Origin of the sequence: Aeromonas sp. Y311-2 (assembly GCF_027706025.1) — a bacterium.
Classification (GTDB): domain Bacteria; phylum Pseudomonadota; class Gammaproteobacteria; order Enterobacterales; family Aeromonadaceae; genus Aeromonas; species Aeromonas veronii.
In genome coordinates, this window is the sequence record NZ_JAPDCL010000030.1 from 18,683 (window position 1) to 40,331 (window position 21,649).

Below are 21,649 nucleotides of genomic sequence, written 5' to 3' on the forward strand. Positions count from 1 at the left end.
ATCAGTGACCGCTTACTGGCACATCACCCGACCAGCCAGCGGGCCCCGGCTTGGCGGCCTCCAACTGCACCAGACTGATGGTGCGCTCCCAGAATCCCCCCTCGCAATAGGCGAAGTAGAAGTGCCACAGCCGGATGAAATCCTGGCTGTAACCGAGCTTGGGCAGCTCGGGCGCCAACGCCAGAAAGCGCTCGCACCAGTGAGCTAGGGTGCGGGCATAGTGATGGCCGTGATCGTGCAACCGCACCAGCTGCATGTCGGTCTCCCGCGCCAGCAACCCCGCCATCTGGGAGACACTCGGCAGGCAGCCACCGGGGAAGATGTAGCGCTGGATGAAATCAACACCGCGCAGATACTGGGCATGGCGCTGATCGGCGATGGTGATGGCCTGGATGAGCAGGCGACCACCAGGCTTGAGCAGCCGTGACAACTGGCGGAAATAGTCGGGCAGGAAGGCGTGGCCCACCGCCTCGATCATCTCGATGGAGACCAGCTTGTCATAGGTCCCCTCCAGCTTGCGGTAATCCTCCAGCAGCAAGGTGATGCGATCCCCCAGCCCCTCCCGCGCAATCCACTCCTTGGCATAGTCATGTTGGGCCCGGGAGATAGTCGTGGTGGTCACCCGGCAGCCATAGTGGCGGGCGGCATAGACAGCAAGGCCGCCCCAGCCGGTGCCGATCTCCAGCAGATGATCGTCAGGCCCTAACTCGAGCCGCTCGCAGATGGTGCGCAGCTTGGCCTGCTGCCCCTCTTCGAGGGTGGCCTCGGTGCTCGGATAGATGGCGCTCGAGTACTGCATATGGCTGTCGAGAAACCCCTGATAGAGGGTATTGCCGAGATCGTAGTGGGCGGCGATGTTGGAGCGCGAACCGGTCAGAGTATTGCGGTTGAGCCAGTGGCGCACCTTGTTGAACGGGAAACTGAGCCAGCCGAGGCGCCGCTCGAGGGAGTCGAGCAGGGCCAGATTGCGGGCCAGCAGCCGCACCAGCGCCACCGGATCCGGGCTGGTCCAGAGCCCCTCTACCCAGGTTTCCCCAGCGGCAATGCTGCCCCCCAGCAACAGGCGACGATAGAAGGCAGGATCCTGCACCACCAGTTCGGCATGCAGATCGGTGCCAGCGACGCCAAAGCTGTGGCGCTCACCGCCATCCCGCAGCAGCAGCTGGCCATGTTCGAGGCGACCCAGCAGATTGAGCAGCAGTTGCCTTGCCCCCTTGTCGATAAAAGAGGCAGAGAGGGTTGATTGAGCAAGTTCCATTAGCGGCTCTCCGGATGGGTAAAAATCGGGGTTCGTTTGATAAAAAGACGCAGGGCCTGCCAGTAGATCCCGAGCAGCACCTTCATGGTCATCCATGGCCAGCGGGCCAGCAGGGCCACCAGCCCCTTGCGCGACAAGGGTTCGCGAGTGAGCGCCAGGGTGGCGTCAAACAGCTTGGCTTCACCGGATACGGGATGACTCTCGATATGGATCAGTGTCTCCTGCGCGGGCGGCCTGATCCGCCAGTGATAACGCATCGCCAGCCCCATAAAGGGGGAGACGTGAAAATCCTTGTCATGGGGTGCCAGCGCTGCCAGATCCAGCAGGTAGTAGTGACGCTCGTTCCAGGGAGTGTTCGACACCTCTGCCAGCAGATAGCGCGCCTCGCCCTGCCGGTAGCAGAAGTAGAAGTTGACCGGGCTGAAGTAAAACCCGAGACAGCGCACATTGCCGAGCAGCAGTACCCGCCCCTCAGGGTCGGCATCGCCACCCAGTTCGCTCACCTTCTGCCACACCGCCTGCTTGAGGCTTCCCTCACTCCCCTTGAGATAGTCATGGCGGTGAAACGAGAGCAGCCCCGAGCGCTCCACCCCGAACCAGCGCCCCTGATCGAGCTGCGGCAATTCGTCGAGATCCAGTCCCAGCATAAAGAGGCTGTAGGAGAAGGCGTGGGGCCGCGGTGCAAAACGGCGGTGGCGCACCGAGCCCTGCCAGATGGCGCTGGTGACTCCGGCCAGTTCGTTGGCCCCCTCATGTTCGGTGGCCACAGTGGCGCCGTTCATAGCTCGGCTCCGAAGCGCCTGGCGACATCCAGCGCGCTGCGCACCCCATCCTCATGAAAGCCGTTGTACCAGTAGGCGCCGCAGAAGTGGGTGTGCTGCTGGCCGCAGATCTCCGCGCGCCGCTGCTGGGCAGCGATGGAAGCCTGATTGAACACCGGATGGTGGTAGACGAAGCGGCGCAGCACCTTGCTCTCATCTACCTTGCCCTTGGGGTTGAGGCTGACGCAGAAGGGCTCCGGCGAGTTCACCCCCTGCAGGATGTTCATGTTGTAGCTCACCAGTGGCCGCGCCTCGTCATTGCCATCGAGCTGATAGTTCCAGCTTGCCCATGCCTTGCGGCGGGTGGGCAGGCAGCGAGCATCGGTATGGAGCCAGACATCGTTGGCCTGATAGGGCATATCGCCGAGAATAGCCAGCTCCCGCTCGCCGGGATCTGCCAGCAGCGCCAGCGCCTGATCGCTGTGGCAGGCGAAGATCACCTCGTCAAACCGCTCCTCGCCGTAACTGCTCTGGATCACCACGCCATCCGCGTCCCGCCGTACGCTCTGCACCGGACAGGCGAGGCGGACCTGCGACTGCCAACCCGCGGTAAGGGGGCCGATATATTCCCGCGAGCCGCCCGGAATCACGTACCACTGGGGGCGATTGGCCACATCGAGCAGGCCGTGGTTGGCAAAAAAACGCAGGAAGAAGCCAAGGGGGAAGGCGCGCATATCGGCCAGGGTCGATGACCAGATTGCCGCCCCCATCGGTAAGATGTAGTGGCGGGCGAAGTAGTCGCTAAACTCCCCCGCCAGCAGAAAGTCTCCCAGGGTCAGCTCGGGGCCAGCCCCTTGATGTTGACCATCCGCCAGCCAGGCCCGTGCCTCCCGGTTGAACCGCAAGATCTCGGCGACAAAACCGTAGAAACGGGGGCTCAACAGATTGCTGCGCTGGGCAAACAGGGTGTCGAGGTTATGGCCGTTATACTCCAGGCCCTCCGGGCTTTTTACCGAAAAGCTCATCTCGGCCGGTTGGCGCGCCATGCCGATCCGTGCCAGCAACTTCAAGAAGTTGGGGTAGGTGCGATCATTGAAGACGATAAAGCCGGTGTCGATGGCATAGCTACGGCCAGCCTGATTCACATCGACAGTGGCTGTGTGCCCCCCCAGAGTCGGCGCCGCCTCGAACAGGGTTATGTCATGGCGTTTGTGGAGCAGAAAACCGGCGGTGAGCCCCGAGATCCCTGAACCGACGATGGCGATCTTTTTCTTCATGAATGGCTTCCTTTCGATACGAGTGCGCGGCCAAGGCGCAGCCAGAGCCCCACCGGCAGCGCACCAAGCAGGCGCAGCAACCAGATGAAACGGCGGGGAAAGTGGATCTGGTGACGACCAGCGGTCAGCCCGTCCATGATGGCTCGGGAGGCCTGCTCCACCGTCACCAGACAGGGCATGGGAAAATCATTTTTGGCGGTGAGCGGCGTCTGGACAAAGCCGGGGCGGATCAGGGTCACCCCGATCCCTTTGCTGGCCAAATCTAGGCGCAAGGTATCCGCCAGATAGTCGAGGGCCGCCTTGGAGGCGCCATAGGCCTCGGCTCGCGGCAGCGGCAGCCAGCTCACCGACGAGCTGACAATGGCCAGCCGAGATCCTGCACCTAGCAGCGGCAAGAAGGCGGCCAGCGCATGACCGGTGGCGATCAGATTGGTCTCAATCACCCGGGCAAACAGCTCGCTGTCAAACCCCTCGCCGACCTCCATGTACTCGCAGTTGCCTGCGTTGAGGATCAGCAGATCGAGGGATGGCAGCGTGGCAGCTACCCCGCTCATCACGGCCAGATCACGGGCATCGAACTGCAGCGGGGTAATGCCGTGCAGCCCCAGCTCCTGTAGTCGTTCGCCATCGCGACCACAACCCCACACCTGCCAGCCTGCACGCCGGTAATCAAGCGCCAACTGGCGACCGATGCCGGAGGTTGCCCCGGTAATGAGCACCCGGCCGCTCATGCGCCCAGTCTCCCCTTGATAGCGCGTACCACGGGCCCGAGCAGCGGCAACTGCTCGTAGAGCATGGCGCCCAGGTCAAAATAGTCCCGGTGCTGACACACCTTGCCCACCTCGTCGAACTCGAGGCGGGTGGCCCCCTCCACCGTCACCGGCTCACCACCGCGCAATCTGGGGTGGGAGAAGGTCATGGTCCAGCCGAGCCAGGCCTGCGACCCTTGCTGCTGCTGACTGGTGATGACGAAACGGCAGTAGGCGAGGCGCTGATAGAGGGCGGCAAAATAGTCGCCAAGGGCCGCTAACCCCTCGATGCGGTGGGCCGGATCGGTAAAGACCACCTGTTCGGCATAGACCTCGGGCAAGCGGTGCAACTGCTGTTTGTCCAGTTGCTGATAGAGGCCAATAAAGCGGGCCAGCGGCTCGTTCATCCTATTTCTCCAGAGAGCGAAACATCTCGATGGCTCTCACCCGGGCAACGGCGTGATCCACCATGGGTGCCGGATAATCCTGTCGCCCCTTGAGCCGCAGCCAGTCGTGGGGCTGATGCACATAAGCGGCGGGAATATCGGCAAGTTCAGTTACCCAGGTACGGATAAACTCCCCTTGTGGATCAAATCGTTGCCCCTGAGTGGTGGGGTTGAACACCCGGAAATAGGGCGCTGCATCGGCGCCGGTACCCGCAGCCCACTGCCAGCCGCCGTTGTTGGCCGCCAGATCGCCATCGATGAGCCGACTCATGAAGTAATCCTCCCCGAGCCGCCAGTGGATATGGAGATCCTTGGTGAGAAAGCTCGCCACTATCATCCGCAACCGGTTGTGCATCCAGCCGGTGGCGTTGAGGCAGCGCATCGCCGCATCGACGATAGGGTAGCCGGTTCGTCCCTCGCACCAGGCGGCGAAGGCATCCGGATCCCAGCTCCACGGCAAGGCCGCCGTCTCGGGCTTGAAGGGGCGATTCATGGAGAGGGTCGGGATCAGCACCAGCAGGTGGCGATAGAACTCGCGCCAGATGAGCTCATTGAGCCAGACAAAGCCGGGCTGGGCATTCGACTGGGGCCGATAACCGAGCCGCTGCTGGAGCGCCGCCACACACTGACGGGGGCTGATGATGCCCGCCGCCAGATAGGGGGAGAGCACGGAGGTGCCTGCGATGGCAGGAAAATCCCGGGTCTCGCCATAGTCGAGCACCGCCTGCTCCAGAAAATCGTTCAAACGGCGCCGGGCTTCCGCCTCCCCCACTGGCCAGCGGGGATCAACCGTCAGCTCGCCGAGAGCTTCATCAACCCACGCCCGCTCAGCCAGCGGCTGCCACGGCAAAGGCTCGCCACGCGGTGTCGGCGCGCGATGAATGACAAACCCCTCCTCGTCGAGGGCCTTGAGCCAGGCGCGGCTGAAAGGGGTGAAGACCTTGAACATCTCACCCGAGCCGGTCAGTACCCGCCCCGGCGGCAATACGCAGCAGCCGTTGAACCAGTGACAACTCACCACCTGCTCTGCCAGCGCGGCGCTGACGGCGTGATCGCGGCGCTGCTCATCGATCTCGATAGCCTGATTGGCGTAGAGCTGGGTCACCCCCTGCTCGCGGCAGAGGTTTGCCAACACAGCGGGCACCTCGGCAAAAGTCTCCACTCGCAGCAGATGGAGCTGGATGCCGAGCGCCGCCAGCTCACGGCCCAACTCATCCACCTGCGCCAACATAAAGCGCTGACGGATGGGGGCCATTTTGTGCTGCCGCCATTGGGTAGGAGGGATGATAAAGAGCGCGGCGACCGGCTCATCACCGGCGCAGGCATGCCGCAGCGCGGGGTTGTCGGCAAGGCGCAGATCGTTGCGAAACCAGACCAGTTTCATGATTTTTTCCTCCCGCGTCCGCTGGTGCCAGCAGCATCTGGGGCATCCGCCATCAGCTCGGCAAGGCTCGCCTGCCAGCCGTGGGCTTTAAGCCACTCATCATCGTAGAGACGCCCCAGTTCGCCAAACAGGCACGTGCCTGCGGGCCACCCGGCGGCCAGCTCCTGCTTGCCAAGCCCGGCTCCCAGCAATACCAGCCAGGGGGTAACGGCACGCCCCTCCAGCAAGCTGGCATGGCGCGGCTCGACCGCCCCTAGCAGTTGCACCTCATAACCCTGACCGATCAACTCGTAGGCGACCCAGACCAGATCGAGGGGGCCAACCTGTCCCCAGCTCGCCAGCGTGATCGGCACGCCTTTCTCCTGCTCGATCAGGTGGCGGGCGAAGCGGGTATGGAACCAGCCCAGCCACACATGTTGCAGCAGCTCGCCATCGGGCCGCTCGCGCCACAACCCCAGCAGCCGCTCCACCAGCGGTTGCAGTACCCGGCTGCGCACCAGATCGAACGGGTAGCTCGCCAGCAGATCGTTGAGCTCAGCCTCCGCCTTGCGCTGGTTGAAGGCGAGTAACGCCTGACTGAACTGCTCCAGGGTCTGCTGCCAGTGATCGCTCACCGGCTCGGAATGGGGTTCGCTCAGGAGCCCCTTCACCTGCCCGATACTCACTCCCCGCTCCAGCCAGCTCAGGATCTCGCCGATCTGGCGAATATCCTGCTCGCTGTAGAGGCGGTGGCCCTTTTCGGTGCGAGCCGGTTGTACCAACCCGTAGCGGCGCTGCCAGGCGCGCAGGGTCACGGCGTTGACGCCGGTGAGACGGGAGACCTCGCGAATGGGGTAGATCCCCTCATCAGCGAGAGGAGCAATTTCTTGCGGTAAATCAGACATGACAACGTCCATCAAACAGAGGGGTAAAGCGCCCCGGCGCAAACCATGCGCCGGGGCAACAGAACGGATTCAGAGCCCGTAACGCAATTTGAGCGTATCGGGGTGCGGATTGAGATAAACCTGCTCGGCAAGATAGGGATTGGGGTATTCGCGCAGGTAGTGGCGGATCAGGGTGAGCGGCACCAGCAAGGGGAAGATGCCGGTGCGGTACTTGTCGATGGTATCGGCCAGCTCCTGCTTCTGGGCCGGGGTCAGCACACGCTTGAAGTAGCCCTGCAGGTGCATCAGCACATTGGTGTGGCTGCGACGGTTGGCCCGCAGGGTCAGCGCCGTCATCAATCCCTTGATGTAGTTGTCGGCCACCTCCTGCAAATTGGTGGACTTGCCCAGATTGCCGAGCAGCTTGCCAAGCGCCCGGTAGTGGGTGGTGGCGTGGGAGAGCACCAGATACTTGTAGCGGGAGTGGAAGCGGATTAGCGCAGAGGCGGTAATGCCGCGGGCGCAGAGTTGCTGCCAGTCATGGTAGGCGAAGACCCGCAGCACGAAGTTCTCGCGCAGGATGGGGTCGCACAGGCGGCCATCCTCTTCCACCGGCAACAAGGGGTTGGCCTCCATCAACGCCTTGGCAAAGAGGCCAATCCCCTCCTTGGCGCTCCCCTCGTTGTTGGCGCCATAGACCTTGACCCGCTCCATGCCACAGCTGGGTGATTTGGCACAGAGGATATAACCGGAGATAAAGTCGAGCTGACGTGCCTTCTGCTCGCTGAAGGCAATCAGCTTTTCGGTGACATCGAAGCTGCCGTTGCTCGCCTCGGCGCGGATCTCGCCGTTGCGCTTGACCAGCCGGATGGCGGCGCGGGGCGCCCCCAGGCCAATGGCCATCTCGGGACAGACGGGGTGATAGTCAAAGTGAGCGCCAAGATCCCGTTCACAGAAGCTGGAGCGCTTGTGGCCCCCATCGAAACGTACCTCTTGTCCCAGCAGGCAGGCACTGATACCGACTTTAATCTTGTACATGATGGCACTCCTTGTATAAGCACTGATTCAGTTATAGCAGTTATACAAAAAAATGAAAGTTGTATAACTATTGCCGACTGATACGACACAAGGAGAAAAAAGAGATCACTGGAAAACGAAAAAACCCATGGCGAACGCCATGGGTAAAAATCAAGACACTACGGACTACTGGAAGGAGGATTAGAAGCTGTACTTCACACCCAGGCTGGAGATGGAACCTTTTTGCAGATCCCAGTTGCGATAGGTGTAATCGGCAGTCAGCGCCCAGTTCTGGTTGAGCTTGTAAGCACCGCCCACCTTGAAGTCGTGCATATCGTCGGTCATGTTGGCGTAGCGGTAGGCAGTAGAGAGCTCGACATTGCCGATGTCGTAGCGCAGACCCACTTCGCCGTACATGCTGCCGCTATCTTTGCGAGCAACAGCATCCCACCCTTTGTTAGCGATATCGCTGGCAAGTTCACGCTCCAGCATGTAGCCGGTCACACCGGTTTCACCGTAGAGGTTCAGACCCGTGCTCAGCGGGGTAAATACACCGACACCGATGCTGGAGATCGACATGCTGTCGTTGCCGTTGCTGCGAGAGGTGTATTCAGTGCTGCCGCGACCATAGAAATTGGATCCGAAGCTCTTGGAGAGATCCAGGCTCAGACCGCCAAAATCACGGGTTCCTTTGCTGTCATTGCTGAAGGTACCGTTGAGATAATCGGATTTGGTGTGCGCCCAGGTGGCCGCGCCCTTGGCGTAGCTGAAGGCATCCTGCGCCATGGCGGAAGTAGAGGCAAACCCGGCCAGAACCAGAAGAGAGACAGTTGCTTTTTTCATGATGATAACTCCATGTGATTGGGCCCGTTGCTAGCGAGCTGGTATGGAGTCATTGTGCGATCAGGTTCCCGGCTTGCCGAGCTGCAAGCTGTTGCAGAACCATGTCAGATGTAAGCAGATATTGCAGGGGGTGTCAGCGGCAACAAGTTGCCGGCCCACACGGTTTGCATGGGCCGGAACAACGCCAAATCAGCGGAAGACCACCTCGTCAATTTCGACCCGCACCAGCGGCTGACCGGTCAATCCGGCTGGACGGGGGATCTCGAGGGCCAGCGACGGACGGGCTTGCCCCTTGCGCAGATAGGTCTCCGGCAGGCGATTCTCGGCAACCCAGAAGCGGGCCTCCTGGCGGCTCAGCTGCACTCCTTCAGCACTAAACAGGGTCACCATGCCACGCACCCCGACTACATTGCGGGTGCCGGTATTGCTCACCATAAAGGTCAGCACCAGCGGGTCAGATCCCTCGATCTTGTCCAGCTTGACCACCACACCGTCACGCGCCATCTGGGCAAGCAGTTCCGGATTGGCCTTGGCCTGATCGGTCAGCACCGGAGCAGCGACGGTCACCACGGCCCCAGCCTTCCCATCAGCAGCCACGCCCTGCACGGACTCGGCCGGTTTGACCACCAGATACTCCCAGGTGAAGTCGTCGTTAAGCTGAACCTGCCGGCCATCGGGCAGCGTCACCTGAGAAAGAGGGGCAGCCTGCGCCAATACGGGGGAGAGGCACAGGGCAATCAGCAGACGGGAGAAGGGTTTCATAGGGCGAAGCTCGGTAACGGGTGAAAGGGCGACAGTATAAACAGTCCCGTCGCCCCTTGCCTATGACAGCACTCACGTTCTGGCACCCGCATCGCTTGCCCGCAGGCTAGATGGCGAGATCGTGCCGCTCTTTCTGTGCCATATCCAGGGTCACAAGATCGAACTTGCTCCCCTTGAGGGCGGACAAAATATCCGATTGCATATCAAAGGCCTGCGCACGCTGATGCTCGGGTAGACGCACCCGGGCCAGGGTGGTGGAGCAGTCGCACAGGGTATGGAAAAAGACCTGTGCCTCGTCCAGCCCCATGTCGGCCAGCATCTGCTCTGCCTGATCCACCATTCGCAGATAACGCTGCTCAAGCTGCCGTGGATTGGTGAAGCGATTGCTGAGGCAACCATTGCTCCCCTTGCCCCAACGACCGAGCTGACGCTTGTTGAAGCCGTAACGATAATCGCGGCGCATCAATCCATTGTCGGCAAAAAACCAGATGGAGTTGGCAGGCAGAGACCCGAACTGGGCAAGATAATCATCACGCTCCTCCACCGCTGCCGGAACCAGCAACGGCAGATGAGCCCATTCCGGACGAGTCTGCACATACTCACCAATGCGGCGAACCGGGTCGATCAGCCCTTCAATATTTGGCAGGCGATCGCAAAAGACGATCTCGTCACTCTTGATGACCCAGTGATCGATGCCATAACGCTGGCAATAACGGCGGGCACGGGCCACTTCGCTGCGACTGCGGGTCGGATTATCGAGGGTAATTGCGTGGATTTTTACACCGGCAGCGCGGCACAGCTCGATGCTGTAGCAGGATTCCAACCGTCCCGAAAAAGAGACAACCAGCTCGTCAAAACTTGCCAGTCGCTCAATCAGCAGCTGTTCCCTGGCTTGAAAAGAGTGATCATATCCCTGATTCAGTACAACTACATTGGCACCCATTAAACAGCTCCGGATGATGAACAGGTGCAGTATTGTGCGGCAAACAAACTGAATAGACCCTTAAAGAGTCTGGTTAAAATTAAAACTTGATGATTATTTCCTGTGATTCTGCTGCTAAATCTTCATTTTGGGCGTCATAAATTCGTAATCTTGCTTGGTGAACCCGATGGGCTCGCAAGAAACCCTGCGCCTGATCCAGCGAGGTGAAGGTCAAGCGCCCTCCCTCACTGTCGGTCAGGCAGAGGCACTCCCCTTCTGCCTCAACACAGAGCTGATAACCGCTGCCATCCTTGCAGGCGATGATCAGGGTCGCCTCGGGATAGTGACTGAGCCAATTGCGAAACCGGCCATGCTCCATAGTGCTCCTAGAGGGGCATCACCCCTTGCCGGTGGCGGGCAAACAGCCCAGCTCACCCAGTTGCTGGCGGCAACTCGCCGCGTCGGTAAAGACGATCCCCCTGATACCGAGGGCCTCGGCGGCCGAGATGTTGGCGGGACTGTCATCGATGAAGAGACACTCTGCCGGTTTCAGATCGAACGACACCAGCAGATAGCGGTAGATATCCGGCTCCGGCTTCATCATCCGCACCCGCGCCGAGACCACCTTGCCGCTAAAGAAGCGCCAGAAATCCTGATGCTGTTCCAACCAGTCGATGCTGGCATGACCCATGTTGGAGAGGGCATACAGGGTGTGCCCCGCCCCGTGCAGCTCGGCTATCAGGGTTAGCATAGCGGGATCTGGCTGCAGGGAGGCGGGAACTGCCTGTAAAATGGCCAGATTCTGTGCCGCCGAGAGGCCGGTGCGCGTTTGTGCTTCCCGGGCCATGGTGTGGAGCGACATGGTGCCTCTGTCCACCTCCAGCCAGTCCGGGTGGTCAAAGAGCTGCTCAGCCAACTGTTCGGCCCCTTGCGGGCCACGCACCGAACGCACTATGTCTACCGGATCCCAGCTCACCACCACCCGTCCCAGATCGAAAATAATCGCCATCGTCTTTACCTCCCCCACTGGGTGTCAGTCATCAAAACAGAGTCAATAGAACATCGCTCATACGCCATTTTCTTAACCGGATACCCTGCCCCCATCCCCGCCCGCGGGCAAGTTTTACTTGCATCAGACCGGCAAATCCCTTAATGGTTATGACGTTACTTCAAGGACACACCTATGCACGCACCATTCTTCTTTGCTTTCTCGTTTATCCGGCCCGCTTGAGGGAAGGCCTGTCGTCGTGTGAACAGAAAGCAAAGACGAATCGAGCCTCCCCTAGCGGAGGCTTTTTTTTGCATTAATATCAATCGATTACTTGGATAGGGAACAATCATGGCAACGCTCGACGAGATCAGACAAGACATCACCCGGTTGGATCAGGAGCTGCTTGCCCTGCTGGCGAAACGCAAGGCCCTCAGCATCGAGGTCGCCCGTGCCAAGCAAGCCAACCCGCGCCCCATTCGTGACCACCAGCGGGAGCAGGAGCTGCTGGTTGCCCTGATCCAGAAAGGGCGCGTGCTGGGGTTGGATGCCCAGTACATCACTCGCATCTATCACACCATCATCGAAGACTCTGTGCTCTCCCAGCAGGCCTATCTGCAGAGCCTGCTCAACCCGGAGCAGCAGGAGCCGATGACCAGCGTCGCCTATCTTGGGCCGCGCGGTTCCTATTCCAGCCTGGCCGCACGCAAATATCTGGCGCGCTACAAGGATCAGGTGATCGAAGTAAACTGCCAGAACTTCCGTGAAGTACTGGATGCGGTGGAGTCGGGTCGCGCCGCCTTTGGCGTGCTGCCCATCGAAAACACCAGCTCGGGCTCCATCAACGAAGTCTATGACGTGATGCAGCACACCAGCCTCTCCATCGTCGGCGAGCTGACCTACCCCATTGAGCACTGCATTCTCACCGCCGTGCCGACCGAGCTGAGTCGCATCAAAACCTTCTATGCCCACCCGCAGGTGTTCCAGCAGTGCTCCCACTATCTGAGCAAGCTGGAAGGAGCCCGTCACGAGATCTGCGACTCCTCCTCCAGCGCCATGATGAAGGTGAAAGAACTGGCAAGCCCGGAGGCCGCCGCCATCGGCAGCGCCGCCGGTGGCGAGCTCTATGGCCTGGACGTGCTGGCCGAGCAGCTTGCCAACCAGAAAGAGAACTACAGCCGCTTTATCGTGGTGGCGCGCAAGCCCATCGACGTGGCGCCGCAGATCCCGGCCAAGACCACCCTCATCATGTCCACCTCCCAGAAACCGGGCTCGCTGGTCGAGGCGCTGCTGGTGCTGCGCAGCCACGAGATCAACATGACCAAACTGGAGTCCCGTCCGGTGCAGGGCAACCCGTGGGAAGAGATGTTCTATCTGGATGTCTCCGCCAACCTGCAGACTCCGGCGATGCAGGCCGCACTGGTGGAACTGACCAAGATCACCCGCTATATCAAGGTGCTTGGCTGCTACCCGAGCGAGGATGTGAAACCCACCGCAGTACCGCCGGTGCTGATGGGAAGCTAACCAGCCCACAACGACAAAAGGCGAGCACCTGCTCGCCTTTTGTTTTGATGCCGATTTTCACGGCAAGCCCATCAACTCAGAACTGACCCGCCATCAACTGATTGATATTGTAGAGGGCACGGGTATCGAGCTCCATCTCGGTGGCATAGGTGTTGCCGCGCGGATAGGAGGCCACCACCCGGGCACCACGCACCACACCAGCGACCGACACATCCAGCGAGTTGGAGGTCTGGGTCAGGTCGCGGTAGCTGCTCTGACCGCGCACCTGCTGACCATTGAGCTGCTCTGCCAGCTCGCGATAAGCATCCATCTTGGAGGCGCGAATGGCTTGCAGCATCTTCTCCGACTGGGAGGGACCGGGCTGGATGTCGATCACCGCATACCCCACCGCCTTGAGCACCGGAAAATCATCGGGCTTGCCACCCTGGGTGTAATCCACCACCCGGTTGTAGCTGCAACCGGTGAGCAAGAGTGCCAACAGGCAACCAAACAGGATCTTCATGACTCGCTCCTCACGGGGTCAGGTTGACCAGATGACCGCCCGGCCGGGCCTGACTGTCACGCATCAGATAACCGCGATTGATCGATGCCCGACCAAACGAATTGTTGGCACCGAACAGATATTTTTGCGGGATCAGGCTCTGGGCCGTGGTCTCCACCATCTTGGTGCGCATGTCGATAACGCGGGCGTTGACCAGGATCCCCTTGTTATTGCGGCTGAAGGTGCCGACCAGAATGCGGGAGATCGGCAAACGGGAAGAGAGCTCCTTGTAGTTGCGGCTCAGCACGAAGTCCCCCTGCGGCGTCACCTTGATGCTACCGGTCAGCTTGAAGTCCACCACCACCTCGCCGCGGCGGTTGAGCTCGTAGATAAAGCTCTCCTCAATCTGCTGCCCCATCCAGTTGGTATCCTGCAGGGTGTCGAGATCAACGAAAGAGGCCACCGCGATGGGCTCGGTCAGGGTGGTCAGCGATTTGCGCTCCATCAGCTGATCGGTCATGCGCGCCACCAGCCAGTTGAGCTCCATCCCCTGCGCCGCCTGGCGGGGGTCACCCTGATCCCGATTGATAGGGTCGGAGCCGCACCCGGTCAATGCCAGGGCAAGCGCCAACGCCGTGATGAGTTTGTTCATGGATACCTTTCCTGTATCTGCACCTGACTTATTATCGGACGCGCCGGACAAAGCTTGAGCCGGGAATGAGGCATGATTCTTGCTTTTTAATGGTCATCGTCAGCGCCAACGTGCGCTGCCACTTGGAACGTGTTGTGATCCATGTCGGCCAGCAGGCGCCATTTCCTCAAAATGGCTCGGCTGCCCGCCAACTCAAGGTATCTGCTATGAAATTACCGCTGCTGTTGACCCTGCTGCTGGCCAGCCTGAGCGCCCGCGCCGAGCTTATCGAAGCGCAGGGCAGCGCCGCCATTCTGGGGGGCGATGAGGTCTATGCCCGCGAGCAGGCGACCCGCGACGCCCTGCGTCAGGCGCTGCTGGCCAGCGGCGCGGCCGTTTCCAGCGTCCAGCGTCTGGAAAATGGCAGCCTGCGATCCGAGCAGATCCAGATCCGCTCCGGCGGCGACATTCGCCAGTACCGGCTCAAGCGGGAAGAGGTGCGCAACGGCCGCATGTATATCACCTTAGTGGCCGACATTCAGGCCGAGCGCCAGATCTGCCAGACCCAGCACTTCGCCAAGGATTTGACACTGGTGCGGCTGCGGATGCGCTATCCGGACCAAGCCAGCTACGGCGCCATGGACGACATGCCGGAAAACCTCTCGCGCCGGCTATTCGAAACTCTCGCCAATGCGCCGCAAGGGGTCGCGGTGCGCCAGTGGCTGGATGAAAACCTGCGCATCGACCCGCTGCATCTGCAACAGGGGGATCGCAGTGCCCTTGAAGAGATCAAGGCGCTCAGCCTGCGTACCGACAGCCAGTATCTGGTGCTCGGCAGCATCGACGATCTCTCCATCGAGCCCCAGGGCAACCAGCTGACCAGCTGGTATGAGGATCCCGTGCGCAACTTTCGCATGCAGCTCTACCTGTTCGACGGCATCAACGGCAGTCTGGTCAACCGCAAGGTCTACGAAGGACGTGCCACCTGGACCTTTGGCAAGCGGGAACAGGTGGGCAGCAGCAGCGGCCAGTTCTGGCAATCGAGCTATGGCCAGGAGGTCAACTACCAGTTGCAGCAGGCGGCTCAAGATCTGGTAGCCCAGCTCACCTGCGCCCCGGTCACCGCCCGGGTGGTAGGCCAGAACGAACGTGGCCCCTACATCAATCTGGGGCGGCGCAACGGCGTCAAACTCGGCGACCAGTTCAGGATCCAGCACAACGCCGACTTCATCGACTCCTACGGCAAGTCCCGCATGATGCGCAACCCAGCCGACGGCCTGTTCGAAGTGGTGCAGGTATTCGACGATGGCGCCATCATCAGTAGCCAGAACAAATATTCGCCGTTTAACATCCAGAATGGGGATTTGGCAGTATTGGAATAAGAATCAAGGGTTTAAAAGGGAGTTGCTTCTTGTATAATGCCCGCCACACAGCTCCCGTAGCTCAGCAGGATAGAGCGGTCCCCTCCTAAGGGATGTTTATTGCTTAAAAATCTATCTAAATAGGCTGTTATAAGATTTTTTAAATATTAGGAATTATAAATATTTACTTTAAAAACATAGACTTATAGATCAAAAAGCATTCATAAACAACCAGGCTGCTTGTTTTGTGAGCGGCGCAATCGATGCCCGTTTTGCGCTATTTAAGAGCTATTCACGCCATTCAACTCTACTTTTGCGCTATTTTGCCGCTATAATGTCTCAATAGAACATTTTTCGGTGGTACCCAATGGCTCCCAAAAATCCGGCTACATCCATACGCAAAGAAGAGTTCGATCTTAAGACGCTGCTCCAGGGTCACCCTGCGGCCATAATTAAAGGGAAATTCTCATTTACCTTTAAAGACCAGTACATAGATAGTCTTCCATTTATTAATGATAAAAATAAATGTGTTGAATTAACGCACTATAGTTCTGACGATGAAAAATATAATGAAAAGAACAAACCAAGATTAAAACTAAGAATCGGAAACAGTGTTAAGACATTCTATATTGTTTACGATAAAAATCGGAGGCAGAAAATTGGCAATTGGACGCCTCGCACTAAAAGTGGACATTACCAAAAAGGTTTTTTTAGCGTTACACAGGCTAAGGAAGAGTTTAAGAGATTAGTTAGTGATGCTGAAAAGATTAATCCAGAAAAGTGGAAATATCAGTCTTTTACATTGAGAACATATCTTTTAGAGCATTATAAAAACGACCGGGAAAATAAATCAAACAAGAGAAATTCATTAAGCCCTGTTACCGACAAAACAATAAGGGAAATCTCATCTGCCTTTGAACCATGGTTAGACCTAAAGCTATCTGAATTTAATGAAGATCATCCAGTAATATTCAAAAAGTATTGGCAGAACAAAGAAACGCCAATAACATCAGAAACAATGAGGAAATACTATTCCTTATTAAATAGCTTGTTTAATATGTGTGTTACGTGCACCTATTTACCAAAGAATAAAATTGATAGGCATATTTTTCTGTTCCCCAGAAACCCTAAGAGGCCTGTCACAACATATACTGACCCCACAAATGAAGTCGTAGAATTTATTTTTAATGAAGACACTCCAGGTGGTGGGGATTCCAAGATCATAGTTGCAACCATGTTCCTATGCGGGGCAAGAAACTCTGAAATATATAGAAACACAAGCAACAACTTTAATATTAATGATAGAACCATACGTATTCCTGAGCACATTAGTAAAAACAAGGCTGCACGCATTGTTGCTATTGAGTCAGACTCATACTGGAATTATGTAGCGAAATACAAAACTCTAAAAAGCTTGAGTGATAGAGAGGGTGAGTTAATGTTTCCTTGTTGTCGCGAAGCAAAGGCCCCCCATGTAACTTCGAGCCTTTATCAGAAAACTTGGCAGGCAGTTAAAAAAGAGTTTAATTTTCCTAAGATAGGCCGATTATATGATGCCAGACATACTTTTGCCAAAAAAGCACTAGAAAGCGGAGTGCCTATTCAAGATTTATCCAAGATCACTGGACATAGCCTCCAAACGCTGATGGATTACTATATTGACAACAACATCAGCAAAGCCACAAGAGAAAAGTTAAGGGATGCAACAAATTCTAATGCAGCTATAAAGGTGCAACAGGAAACAAATTTCCCTCCATCTGTTAATAGCCTATATGAAAGCTATATTAGGAGATGTATAAAGAAGAATATAAAAGAGGAACTCTCTACGTTCGTACAAGAAATGAAAGATTTGGGTGACCAAAACCAACTAAATGCAGAGCAAATTTTTTGGCTTAAAGAAATGCTGTAGCTTGAATATACAGCTATTATTTTCTTGAAATGGACTTGCTGAATGAGGCCATATTTCTAGGTATAGGCTATGAACATGATTCAGTTCGTTCATTCGCTAATGGAGGGGGCGGGTGCCCTCCATATCAGCAACATCAACAATTATAACCAGTGAGGTAACTGTCAGAAAATCTGAACATGGAGTACGATGATGAGAACAAATCATTGTCAATACTGGAACAGTAAAATATGTCACTTTCAGTTTATCAACCCAGTACGCAGGCTAGTTCAGCCCCCACCCTTATGACGACTCTCAACATCCCTCAAGATCCACTGAGTGCACATCTCTGGATCATAGCTGGCGTAGCTCCTGGCATCATTCATCGACTAGCTGAATTGATGAGCACAGACTTAGGTTTGATATGCCGCTTAGCAGGCATTAGCCGGAGCACTGTTGCTCGCAAGCTGAGGATTGAGGCTCCCCTATCAATCTCGCAGGGTGCCAGGGTATACGGCGTTGTACAGGCACTCGAAGCTGTTCTCTCCCTCCACAGAAACAATACCGTCAGAACAATGTCATGGTTACATCGCCCAGCTTGGGGATTAGGTGGTAAACGGCCAGCAGAGGTGCTGTCGACAGCTTTAGGGGCTCAGGCAGTAATAGTACTTGTAGGACGAATCCAACATGGGGTGTGCACCTAGAGCGAGGTAGCTGATAGGCTAAATAGCTGTTCCGAATAGTAGATCACAGGAGGAAGGGAACTCAGTCCAGTTTGTGCGATCTCATTAGGCGCGAAACAAAACAAGCCACACCAAAAGGACTGAGTTGATGCCTATCCTACCACCCCTGCCACGACCACAACGGCGCCGCATTCACAAAATCATCCATGCCACGCGTGATAAAGGGCATGCTCGTCGCTTGATGGCCATCTTGCTGTTACATGAAGGACGCACGATCACTGATGTTCATCACCTTACCGGCGCTGCTCGCTCGACCATCGGCCGTTGGCTTCGGTGGTATCGGGATGAAGGTGTGGGGGCGTTAGAAGCCTTACCGGCTGGCCGTGCCCCGATCTTACCTGTCGCCAAGATTGTCACCTTACTGGTGCTGCTCATGCAGTTTTCTCCGCAAGATTTTGGTTATCAGCGCAGCCGTTGGTGTACCGAACTATTGGCTATCAAAATCAATCGGTTAATGGGGCTCAATATGGCAGCCTCCACGCTCCGCCGATGGTTACCGCGTATGGGCATTGTCTGGCGAAGGCCCGTGCCGACCTTGCGGATAAAAGACCCTGCCTATCAGGAGAAAATGGCTAATATCGACGCGGCACTGGCCCGCTGTGATGCAGATAATCCGGTGTTTTATGAGGATGAAGTCGATATAGACCTTAATCCCAAATTAGGGGCCGACTGGATGTTCAGAGCGCAGCAAAAGCGGGTTGTCACACCTGGAAAGAACGCCAAACATTACCTGGCAGGCGTTCTCCATGCAGGCAATGGAAGAGTACTTTACGTCAGCGGGATAAAGAAAAACTCATCGCTGTTTATCGCCATGCTGGAAAAGCTACGTCGCCACTACCGACGAGCCAAAACCATCACACTGATCCTCGATAACTACATCATTCACAAAAGCAAACAGACCGAGCGATGGTTGAAGAAGAACCCCAAGTTCTGCCTGGTGTTCCAGCCAGTTTACAGCCCTTGGGTTAATCACATCGAACGGCTGTGGCACAAGTTACATGAAACCATCACGCGCAATCATCAATGCAGAGGAATGGCCAGCCTGCTGGCCCGAGTGAAACACTTCATGGATACCGTGTCTCCTTTCCCGGGGAATGGCTATGGTACAGCGAAGGTGTAGCACTATTGGGATCAGTTATTTAGCCCCCCCTTAAGAATGCTTCAAAAATAACCAACCTCATCTTTTTTTGAGATTTTTTCATTTACCCCACTTGAAAAAATCGAAAAACTGTCCATTTACTATTATTGAGAACAATTAAAAAATTTAAGAATTTCAACATTCCGCTGCTTCGCAGCGAAGATAATCCAGATTTTTAATTCCTTCGAGCTAGCTTTCCTTAAAGTAAGAAAATTGCACTTACAATAAGAAATTACTAAAATATAGTGTGTCAACACTCATTTTTTGAGTGAATTATCTTTTGTTAAAGTAATTAGCACACCTAACTCAGCAAAATCTAAATGTAGTGCGTGAGAGGCAATGATTATTTTCACGTTTTAACACGCCTCTCACACTGTCGACAGCTGTCGATTACAAATAAAAACTCAACACAAAAGATAAAGAATATCTTTTCTAGTTAATCCCGCCTTAGTCATATGAGCCGTGATATTCAAATACGATTAAATCATCAAAATGTTCTTGACATAGCTTATCTACGACTCGCTGAGCCTTGTGATGCAAGACCATATCTAGGATTGGTAATGTCAGTGCAGGAAAAGACTGCCCTTGAATTATGAATGTATTCTTGTCACTACCCGCAAATACATCATAAGTTGTCGATGTATCGACCTCATTCAGTAGGTCATACCCAATACACTCTGCAAGAAGTACCCATATCCAACAACGATATAAGTCCTCTTTTTCATAGTTGCTAATCAACTTGTGCATTGCATTGATAGACCCTTTTAATGCGGCTCTAATCCACCAGTAATGTGCATGCTGCATATTTCCAGCATCTTCGCATTTGACTGCTACAGTTTCATGATACGTGTAGTCTTTTAATACATTCATATATAAAGAAACATCAAGCCGATGGGTTGACAGTAACTCTATAGCCTCTATGTCAAACCTCATAGCTGATTTTTTCAAGTGCTGGAGCCAAAGCGAGTATCGTTCTCTATCATTATCAACTAATCCGCCTACATCTGTATCATTAAACTCACCAGCCAGTTTATAAAATTCTTGATGAAGCTCGTATTGTGGGAACGATGAAGCATTTCGGTCTGCAAATGCACTTAACTGGACCAATCCCTGGTGTACTAATGGCGAATTAAATTCATTCTGTTTAAACATATTCATTAATTCCCCAGCATAATGGTCTGAGGAGCTAAAGCGGCTAGCAGTAGTCGAATTAGGAGGAAGTTGACCATGCTTAGTCATGTCATCGTCGTTAACACGACGCCTTAAAATCTCTCTTACACGTAGGCTTATAATACCCGCCTGCACTAACGATGTGGCCAATTTCTGAGCGGCAAGCTCAGGAATACTAATACCCAGAATATTAGCTCTAGCCTCAATTGCACTTACATCCAACGCAACCTGCCATTTCGTATTACTGAGCAGAATCGCATCAGCTTGCAATGACGCGTAAGTACTGTAGCCATAGGCCGCAGCAATCATCTCGTAGATATGACTACGTTTGAGGGAGATGCCTAGTACATCTTTGAGCTCAAGCTGGGTTGTGTGGACGAAAGCTTTGATGGTCATGATCCAATCTCCTAGTCCTACCCTGGGGTATACATCGCACGTTTAATCCATCCAAGGTGAGGATTTGAGGTTGAGATCATGTGGCTTGAGAGTAGTAACCATTTTGACTCGTGCGAAAGTCTGGCTGGTCAGCCGAGACAAATCATATCCGAATTGACAGAACAGTCCAAGAGAATCATGGACTACGGGCGTAGCCAGTTCTACACCGATCAGATCATCGTCACTTTCCTGATTGTTAAGGGGATTTTCAACCTCACTATGCGGGCTACTCAGGGACTATACGACTCCATGTTAGAGCTGATGAATGTGCCACTGCTCACAACGGGTATAGCTATGTCAGCAGGTTAGCACGCACGGTGACGGTGACTTATCGACAACCCGCATTACCGTCTTGGTTATCGACTCAACCGGGTTGAAGGTGTTTGCTGAAGGCGAGTAGAAGATCAGAAAACATGGTGGCGAGTCTGGCGCAAGTTGCATCTGGCAGTAGAGCCGGTGACCCACGATATCGTGACGGCGGAAGTCTCGTTGGAAAATGTCCATGATGCCGAGGTGTTGCCCACCTTGCTCAACCCTCTGCGGCGGCGCAAGCTGGGGCGTATCAAACACCTAATGCACTCCGCTAAAGCTTACCATGAGACAACTCCTTGCAACCCCAGCAGGGGCAATCAACAGGCGGATAGTAAGAAACCACGAACAGGCGGAGCAGTTTCAGTCCTGACACTGGAGGGGGCTCGGAAGAATTGCCGCTGTGCTGGTTGAAGCGATCCTCCAACTCAGTAATACGGCCTGGCAGCTTATTTATGAACTCGTCGGTCTGCTCGAGGGCCAGAGAGTTAACTGCCTGTGTCGGATGCTTTATGGTCATGCCAGAAAGCAATACGGGAGGGACCATCTGCAAGCAGAATACGCCGCCTTCCCAATATTGTTACTTTTTCCATCGTCGCTAATTACAAAGCTGACTGTGAGCTGAATGTAACTCATATTTATCGGCAGTTATAAACACGCTACTCCACTGTGTAATAAAAACTTAAGATTGCAGTCTTATTC

At 55.5% G+C, this 21,649-nt stretch carries 21 protein-coding genes, 1 pseudogene and 1 other annotated feature; of the genes and pseudogenes, 6 read left to right on the plus strand and 16 right to left on the minus strand.

Annotation, left to right across the window (positions count from 1 at the left end; all coding sequences use genetic code 11):
• Window position 1 precedes the first annotated feature (1 nt).
• The 13 genes from OKC42_RS20445 to OKC42_RS20505 form a co-directional block, all read right to left on the minus strand.
• A complete protein-coding gene (locus tag OKC42_RS20445) occupies window positions 2–1,258 on the minus strand; it encodes an SAM-dependent methyltransferase (protein WP_236315798.1) in 1,257 nt (418 codons plus the stop codon).
• Window positions 1,258–2,040, minus strand: a complete 783-nt coding sequence (locus OKC42_RS20450; RefSeq protein ID WP_106842345.1) for a DUF1365 domain-containing protein — start codon at window positions 2,038–2,040, stop codon at window positions 1,258–1,260. The genes OKC42_RS20445 and OKC42_RS20450 overlap by 1 nt, the downstream gene beginning before the upstream one ends.
• Window positions 2,037–3,296 (minus strand): NAD(P)/FAD-dependent oxidoreductase, encoded by a 1,260-nt coding sequence (locus tag OKC42_RS20455; RefSeq protein ID WP_270820781.1) that lies wholly within the window; start codon window positions 3,294–3,296, stop codon window positions 2,037–2,039. The genes OKC42_RS20450 and OKC42_RS20455 overlap by 4 nt, the downstream gene beginning before the upstream one ends.
• Window positions 3,293–4,027 (minus strand): SDR family NAD(P)-dependent oxidoreductase, encoded by a 735-nt coding sequence (locus OKC42_RS20460; protein WP_270820782.1) that lies wholly within the window; start codon window positions 4,025–4,027, stop codon window positions 3,293–3,295. Before OKC42_RS20460 ends, OKC42_RS20455 begins: the two co-directional genes overlap by 4 nt.
• Complete coding sequence (locus tag OKC42_RS20465) at window positions 4,024–4,452, minus strand: nuclear transport factor 2 family protein (RefSeq protein WP_270820784.1); 429 nt, start codon at window positions 4,450–4,452, stop codon at window positions 4,024–4,026. Before OKC42_RS20465 ends, OKC42_RS20460 begins: the two co-directional genes overlap by 4 nt.
• A 1-nt stretch (window position 4,453) precedes the next feature.
• Window positions 4,454–5,875, minus strand: a complete 1,422-nt coding sequence (gene phrB / locus OKC42_RS20470; protein WP_270820786.1) for a deoxyribodipyrimidine photo-lyase — start codon at window positions 5,873–5,875, stop codon at window positions 4,454–4,456.
• Window positions 5,872–6,759 carry a MerR family transcriptional regulator gene (locus OKC42_RS20475; protein ID WP_106842340.1) on the minus strand — a complete coding sequence of 296 codons (888 nt, stop codon included), beginning with the start codon at window positions 6,757–6,759 and terminating at the stop codon, window positions 5,872–5,874. The genes phrB and OKC42_RS20475 overlap by 4 nt, the downstream gene beginning before the upstream one ends.
• 69 nt (window positions 6,760–6,828) lie before the next feature.
• Window positions 6,829–7,776: a YbgA family protein gene (locus OKC42_RS20480; protein ID WP_005343644.1), complete on the minus strand. Its 948-nt coding sequence runs from the start codon at window positions 7,774–7,776 to the stop codon at window positions 6,829–6,831.
• 180 nt (window positions 7,777–7,956) lie between these two features.
• Window positions 7,957–8,598 (minus strand): outer membrane beta-barrel protein, encoded by a 642-nt coding sequence (locus OKC42_RS20485; RefSeq protein ID WP_139463028.1) that lies wholly within the window; start codon window positions 8,596–8,598, stop codon window positions 7,957–7,959.
• 189 nt (window positions 8,599–8,787) lie between these two features.
• Window positions 8,788–9,360: a DUF3157 family protein gene (locus OKC42_RS20490; RefSeq protein ID WP_151286745.1), complete on the minus strand. Its 573-nt coding sequence runs from the start codon at window positions 9,358–9,360 to the stop codon at window positions 8,788–8,790.
• Between the two features lie 106 nt (window positions 9,361–9,466).
• The gene (locus OKC42_RS20495) at window positions 9,467–10,303 is read right to left on the minus strand and encodes a hypothetical protein (RefSeq protein ID WP_019445107.1); all 837 of its coding nucleotides are present in this window, start codon (window positions 10,301–10,303) and stop codon (window positions 9,467–9,469) included.
• Window positions 10,304–10,382: 79 nt separating this feature from the next.
• Entirely contained in the window at window positions 10,383–10,661 is a 279-nt protein-coding gene (locus OKC42_RS20500; protein ID WP_005338699.1) for a DUF6482 family protein, read from the minus strand.
• 18 nt (window positions 10,662–10,679) lie between these two features.
• A complete protein-coding gene (locus OKC42_RS20505) occupies window positions 10,680–11,291 on the minus strand; it encodes an HAD family hydrolase (RefSeq protein WP_151286746.1) in 612 nt (203 codons plus the stop codon).
• A 170-nt stretch (window positions 11,292–11,461) separates the two neighbouring features.
• Window positions 11,462–11,583, plus strand: a sequence feature (Phe leader region).
• 38 nt (window positions 11,584–11,621) lie between these two features.
• On the opposite strand from OKC42_RS20505, the gene pheA reads away from it, so the two are divergent.
• Entirely contained in the window at window positions 11,622–12,794 is a 1,173-nt protein-coding gene (gene pheA / locus OKC42_RS20510; RefSeq protein ID WP_101323838.1) for a prephenate dehydratase, read from the plus strand.
• Window positions 12,795–12,870: 76 nt separating this feature from the next.
• On the opposite strand, the gene OKC42_RS20515 is transcribed toward pheA, so the two are convergent.
• Window positions 12,871–13,296: an LPP20 family lipoprotein gene (locus OKC42_RS20515; RefSeq protein WP_005349622.1), complete on the minus strand. Its 426-nt coding sequence runs from the start codon at window positions 13,294–13,296 to the stop codon at window positions 12,871–12,873.
• A gap of 10 nt (window positions 13,297–13,306) precedes the next feature.
• Window positions 13,307–13,927, minus strand: coding sequence for a FlgO family outer membrane protein (locus OKC42_RS20520; RefSeq protein ID WP_139741875.1), 621 nt, complete (start codon window positions 13,925–13,927; stop codon window positions 13,307–13,309).
• 206 nt (window positions 13,928–14,133) lie between these two features.
• Between OKC42_RS20520 and OKC42_RS20525 the strand changes: the two genes are divergently transcribed.
• From OKC42_RS20525 to OKC42_RS20540, 4 genes are all read left to right on the plus strand, one after another.
• Window positions 14,134–15,288 (plus strand): flagellar assembly protein FlgT, encoded by a 1,155-nt coding sequence (locus OKC42_RS20525; protein ID WP_151286747.1) that lies wholly within the window; start codon window positions 14,134–14,136, stop codon window positions 15,286–15,288.
• Window positions 15,289–15,634: 346 nt separating this feature from the next.
• A complete protein-coding gene (locus OKC42_RS20530) occupies window positions 15,635–17,176 on the plus strand; it encodes a tyrosine-type recombinase/integrase (protein ID WP_201983953.1) in 1,542 nt (513 codons plus the stop codon).
• A 281-nt stretch (window positions 17,177–17,457) separates the two neighbouring features.
• Window positions 17,458–17,856: an antitoxin Xre/MbcA/ParS toxin-binding domain-containing protein gene (locus tag OKC42_RS20535; RefSeq protein ID WP_134697305.1), complete on the plus strand. Its 399-nt coding sequence runs from the start codon at window positions 17,458–17,460 to the stop codon at window positions 17,854–17,856.
• Window positions 17,857–17,983: 127 nt separating this feature from the next.
• The gene (locus tag OKC42_RS20540) at window positions 17,984–19,015 is read left to right on the plus strand and encodes an IS630 family transposase (protein ID WP_049636875.1); all 1,032 of its coding nucleotides are present in this window, start codon (window positions 17,984–17,986) and stop codon (window positions 19,013–19,015) included.
• 465 nt (window positions 19,016–19,480) lie between these two features.
• Here the strand turns inward: OKC42_RS20540 and OKC42_RS20545 are convergent, their stop codons facing one another.
• On the minus strand, window positions 19,481–20,599 hold the full coding sequence (locus OKC42_RS20545; protein ID WP_270820788.1) for a hypothetical protein: 1,119 nt from the start codon (window positions 20,597–20,599) through the stop codon (window positions 19,481–19,483).
• Window positions 20,600–20,785: 186 nt separating this feature from the next.
• Between OKC42_RS20545 and OKC42_RS20550 the strand changes: the two are divergent.
• Window positions 20,786–21,331, plus strand: a pseudogene (locus OKC42_RS20550) (transposase); the annotation flags it as partial.
• Between the last annotated feature and the right edge of the window lie 318 nt (window positions 21,332–21,649).

Excerpts from the sequence above, each read along its gene's own strand:
- OKC42_RS20445 (WP_236315798.1), bottom strand. The coding sequence starts at position 1,258 with ATGGAACTTGCTCAATCAACCCTCTCTGCCTCTTTTATCGACAAGGGG.
- OKC42_RS20450 (WP_106842345.1), bottom strand. The coding sequence starts at position 2,040 with ATGAACGGCGCCACTGTGGCCACCGAACATGAGGGGGCCAACGAACTG.
- OKC42_RS20455 (WP_270820781.1), bottom strand. The coding sequence starts at position 3,296 with ATGAAGAAAAAGATCGCCATCGTCGGTTCAGGGATCTCGGGGCTCACC.
- OKC42_RS20460 (WP_270820782.1), bottom strand. The coding sequence starts at position 4,027 with ATGAGCGGCCGGGTGCTCATTACCGGGGCAACCTCCGGCATCGGTCGC.
- OKC42_RS20465 (WP_270820784.1), bottom strand. The coding sequence starts at position 4,452 with ATGAACGAGCCGCTGGCCCGCTTTATTGGCCTCTATCAGCAACTGGAC.
- phrB (WP_270820786.1), bottom strand. The coding sequence starts at position 5,875 with ATGAAACTGGTCTGGTTTCGCAACGATCTGCGCCTTGCCGACAACCCC.
- OKC42_RS20475 (WP_106842340.1), bottom strand. The coding sequence starts at position 6,759 with ATGTCTGATTTACCGCAAGAAATTGCTCCTCTCGCTGATGAGGGGATC.
- OKC42_RS20480 (WP_005343644.1), bottom strand. The coding sequence starts at position 7,776 with ATGTACAAGATTAAAGTCGGTATCAGTGCCTGCCTGCTGGGACAAGAG.
- OKC42_RS20485 (WP_139463028.1), bottom strand. The coding sequence starts at position 8,598 with ATGAAAAAAGCAACTGTCTCTCTTCTGGTTCTGGCCGGGTTTGCCTCT.
- OKC42_RS20490 (WP_151286745.1), bottom strand. The coding sequence starts at position 9,360 with ATGAAACCCTTCTCCCGTCTGCTGATTGCCCTGTGCCTCTCCCCCGTA.
- OKC42_RS20495 (WP_019445107.1), bottom strand. The coding sequence starts at position 10,303 with ATGGGTGCCAATGTAGTTGTACTGAATCAGGGATATGATCACTCTTTT.
- OKC42_RS20500 (WP_005338699.1), bottom strand. The coding sequence starts at position 10,661 with ATGGAGCATGGCCGGTTTCGCAATTGGCTCAGTCACTATCCCGAGGCG.
- OKC42_RS20505 (WP_151286746.1), bottom strand. The coding sequence starts at position 11,291 with ATGGCGATTATTTTCGATCTGGGACGGGTGGTGGTGAGCTGGGATCCG.
- pheA (WP_101323838.1), top strand. The coding sequence starts at position 11,622 with ATGGCAACGCTCGACGAGATCAGACAAGACATCACCCGGTTGGATCAG.
- OKC42_RS20515 (WP_005349622.1), bottom strand. The coding sequence starts at position 13,296 with ATGAAGATCCTGTTTGGTTGCCTGTTGGCACTCTTGCTCACCGGTTGC.
- OKC42_RS20520 (WP_139741875.1), bottom strand. The coding sequence starts at position 13,927 with ATGAACAAACTCATCACGGCGTTGGCGCTTGCCCTGGCATTGACCGGG.
- OKC42_RS20525 (WP_151286747.1), top strand. The coding sequence starts at position 14,134 with ATGAAATTACCGCTGCTGTTGACCCTGCTGCTGGCCAGCCTGAGCGCC.
- OKC42_RS20530 (WP_201983953.1), top strand. The coding sequence starts at position 15,635 with ATGGCTCCCAAAAATCCGGCTACATCCATACGCAAAGAAGAGTTCGAT.
- OKC42_RS20535 (WP_134697305.1), top strand. The coding sequence starts at position 17,458 with ATGACGACTCTCAACATCCCTCAAGATCCACTGAGTGCACATCTCTGG.
- OKC42_RS20540 (WP_049636875.1), top strand. The coding sequence starts at position 17,984 with ATGCCTATCCTACCACCCCTGCCACGACCACAACGGCGCCGCATTCAC.
- OKC42_RS20545 (WP_270820788.1), bottom strand. The coding sequence starts at position 20,599 with ATGACCATCAAAGCTTTCGTCCACACAACCCAGCTTGAGCTCAAAGAT.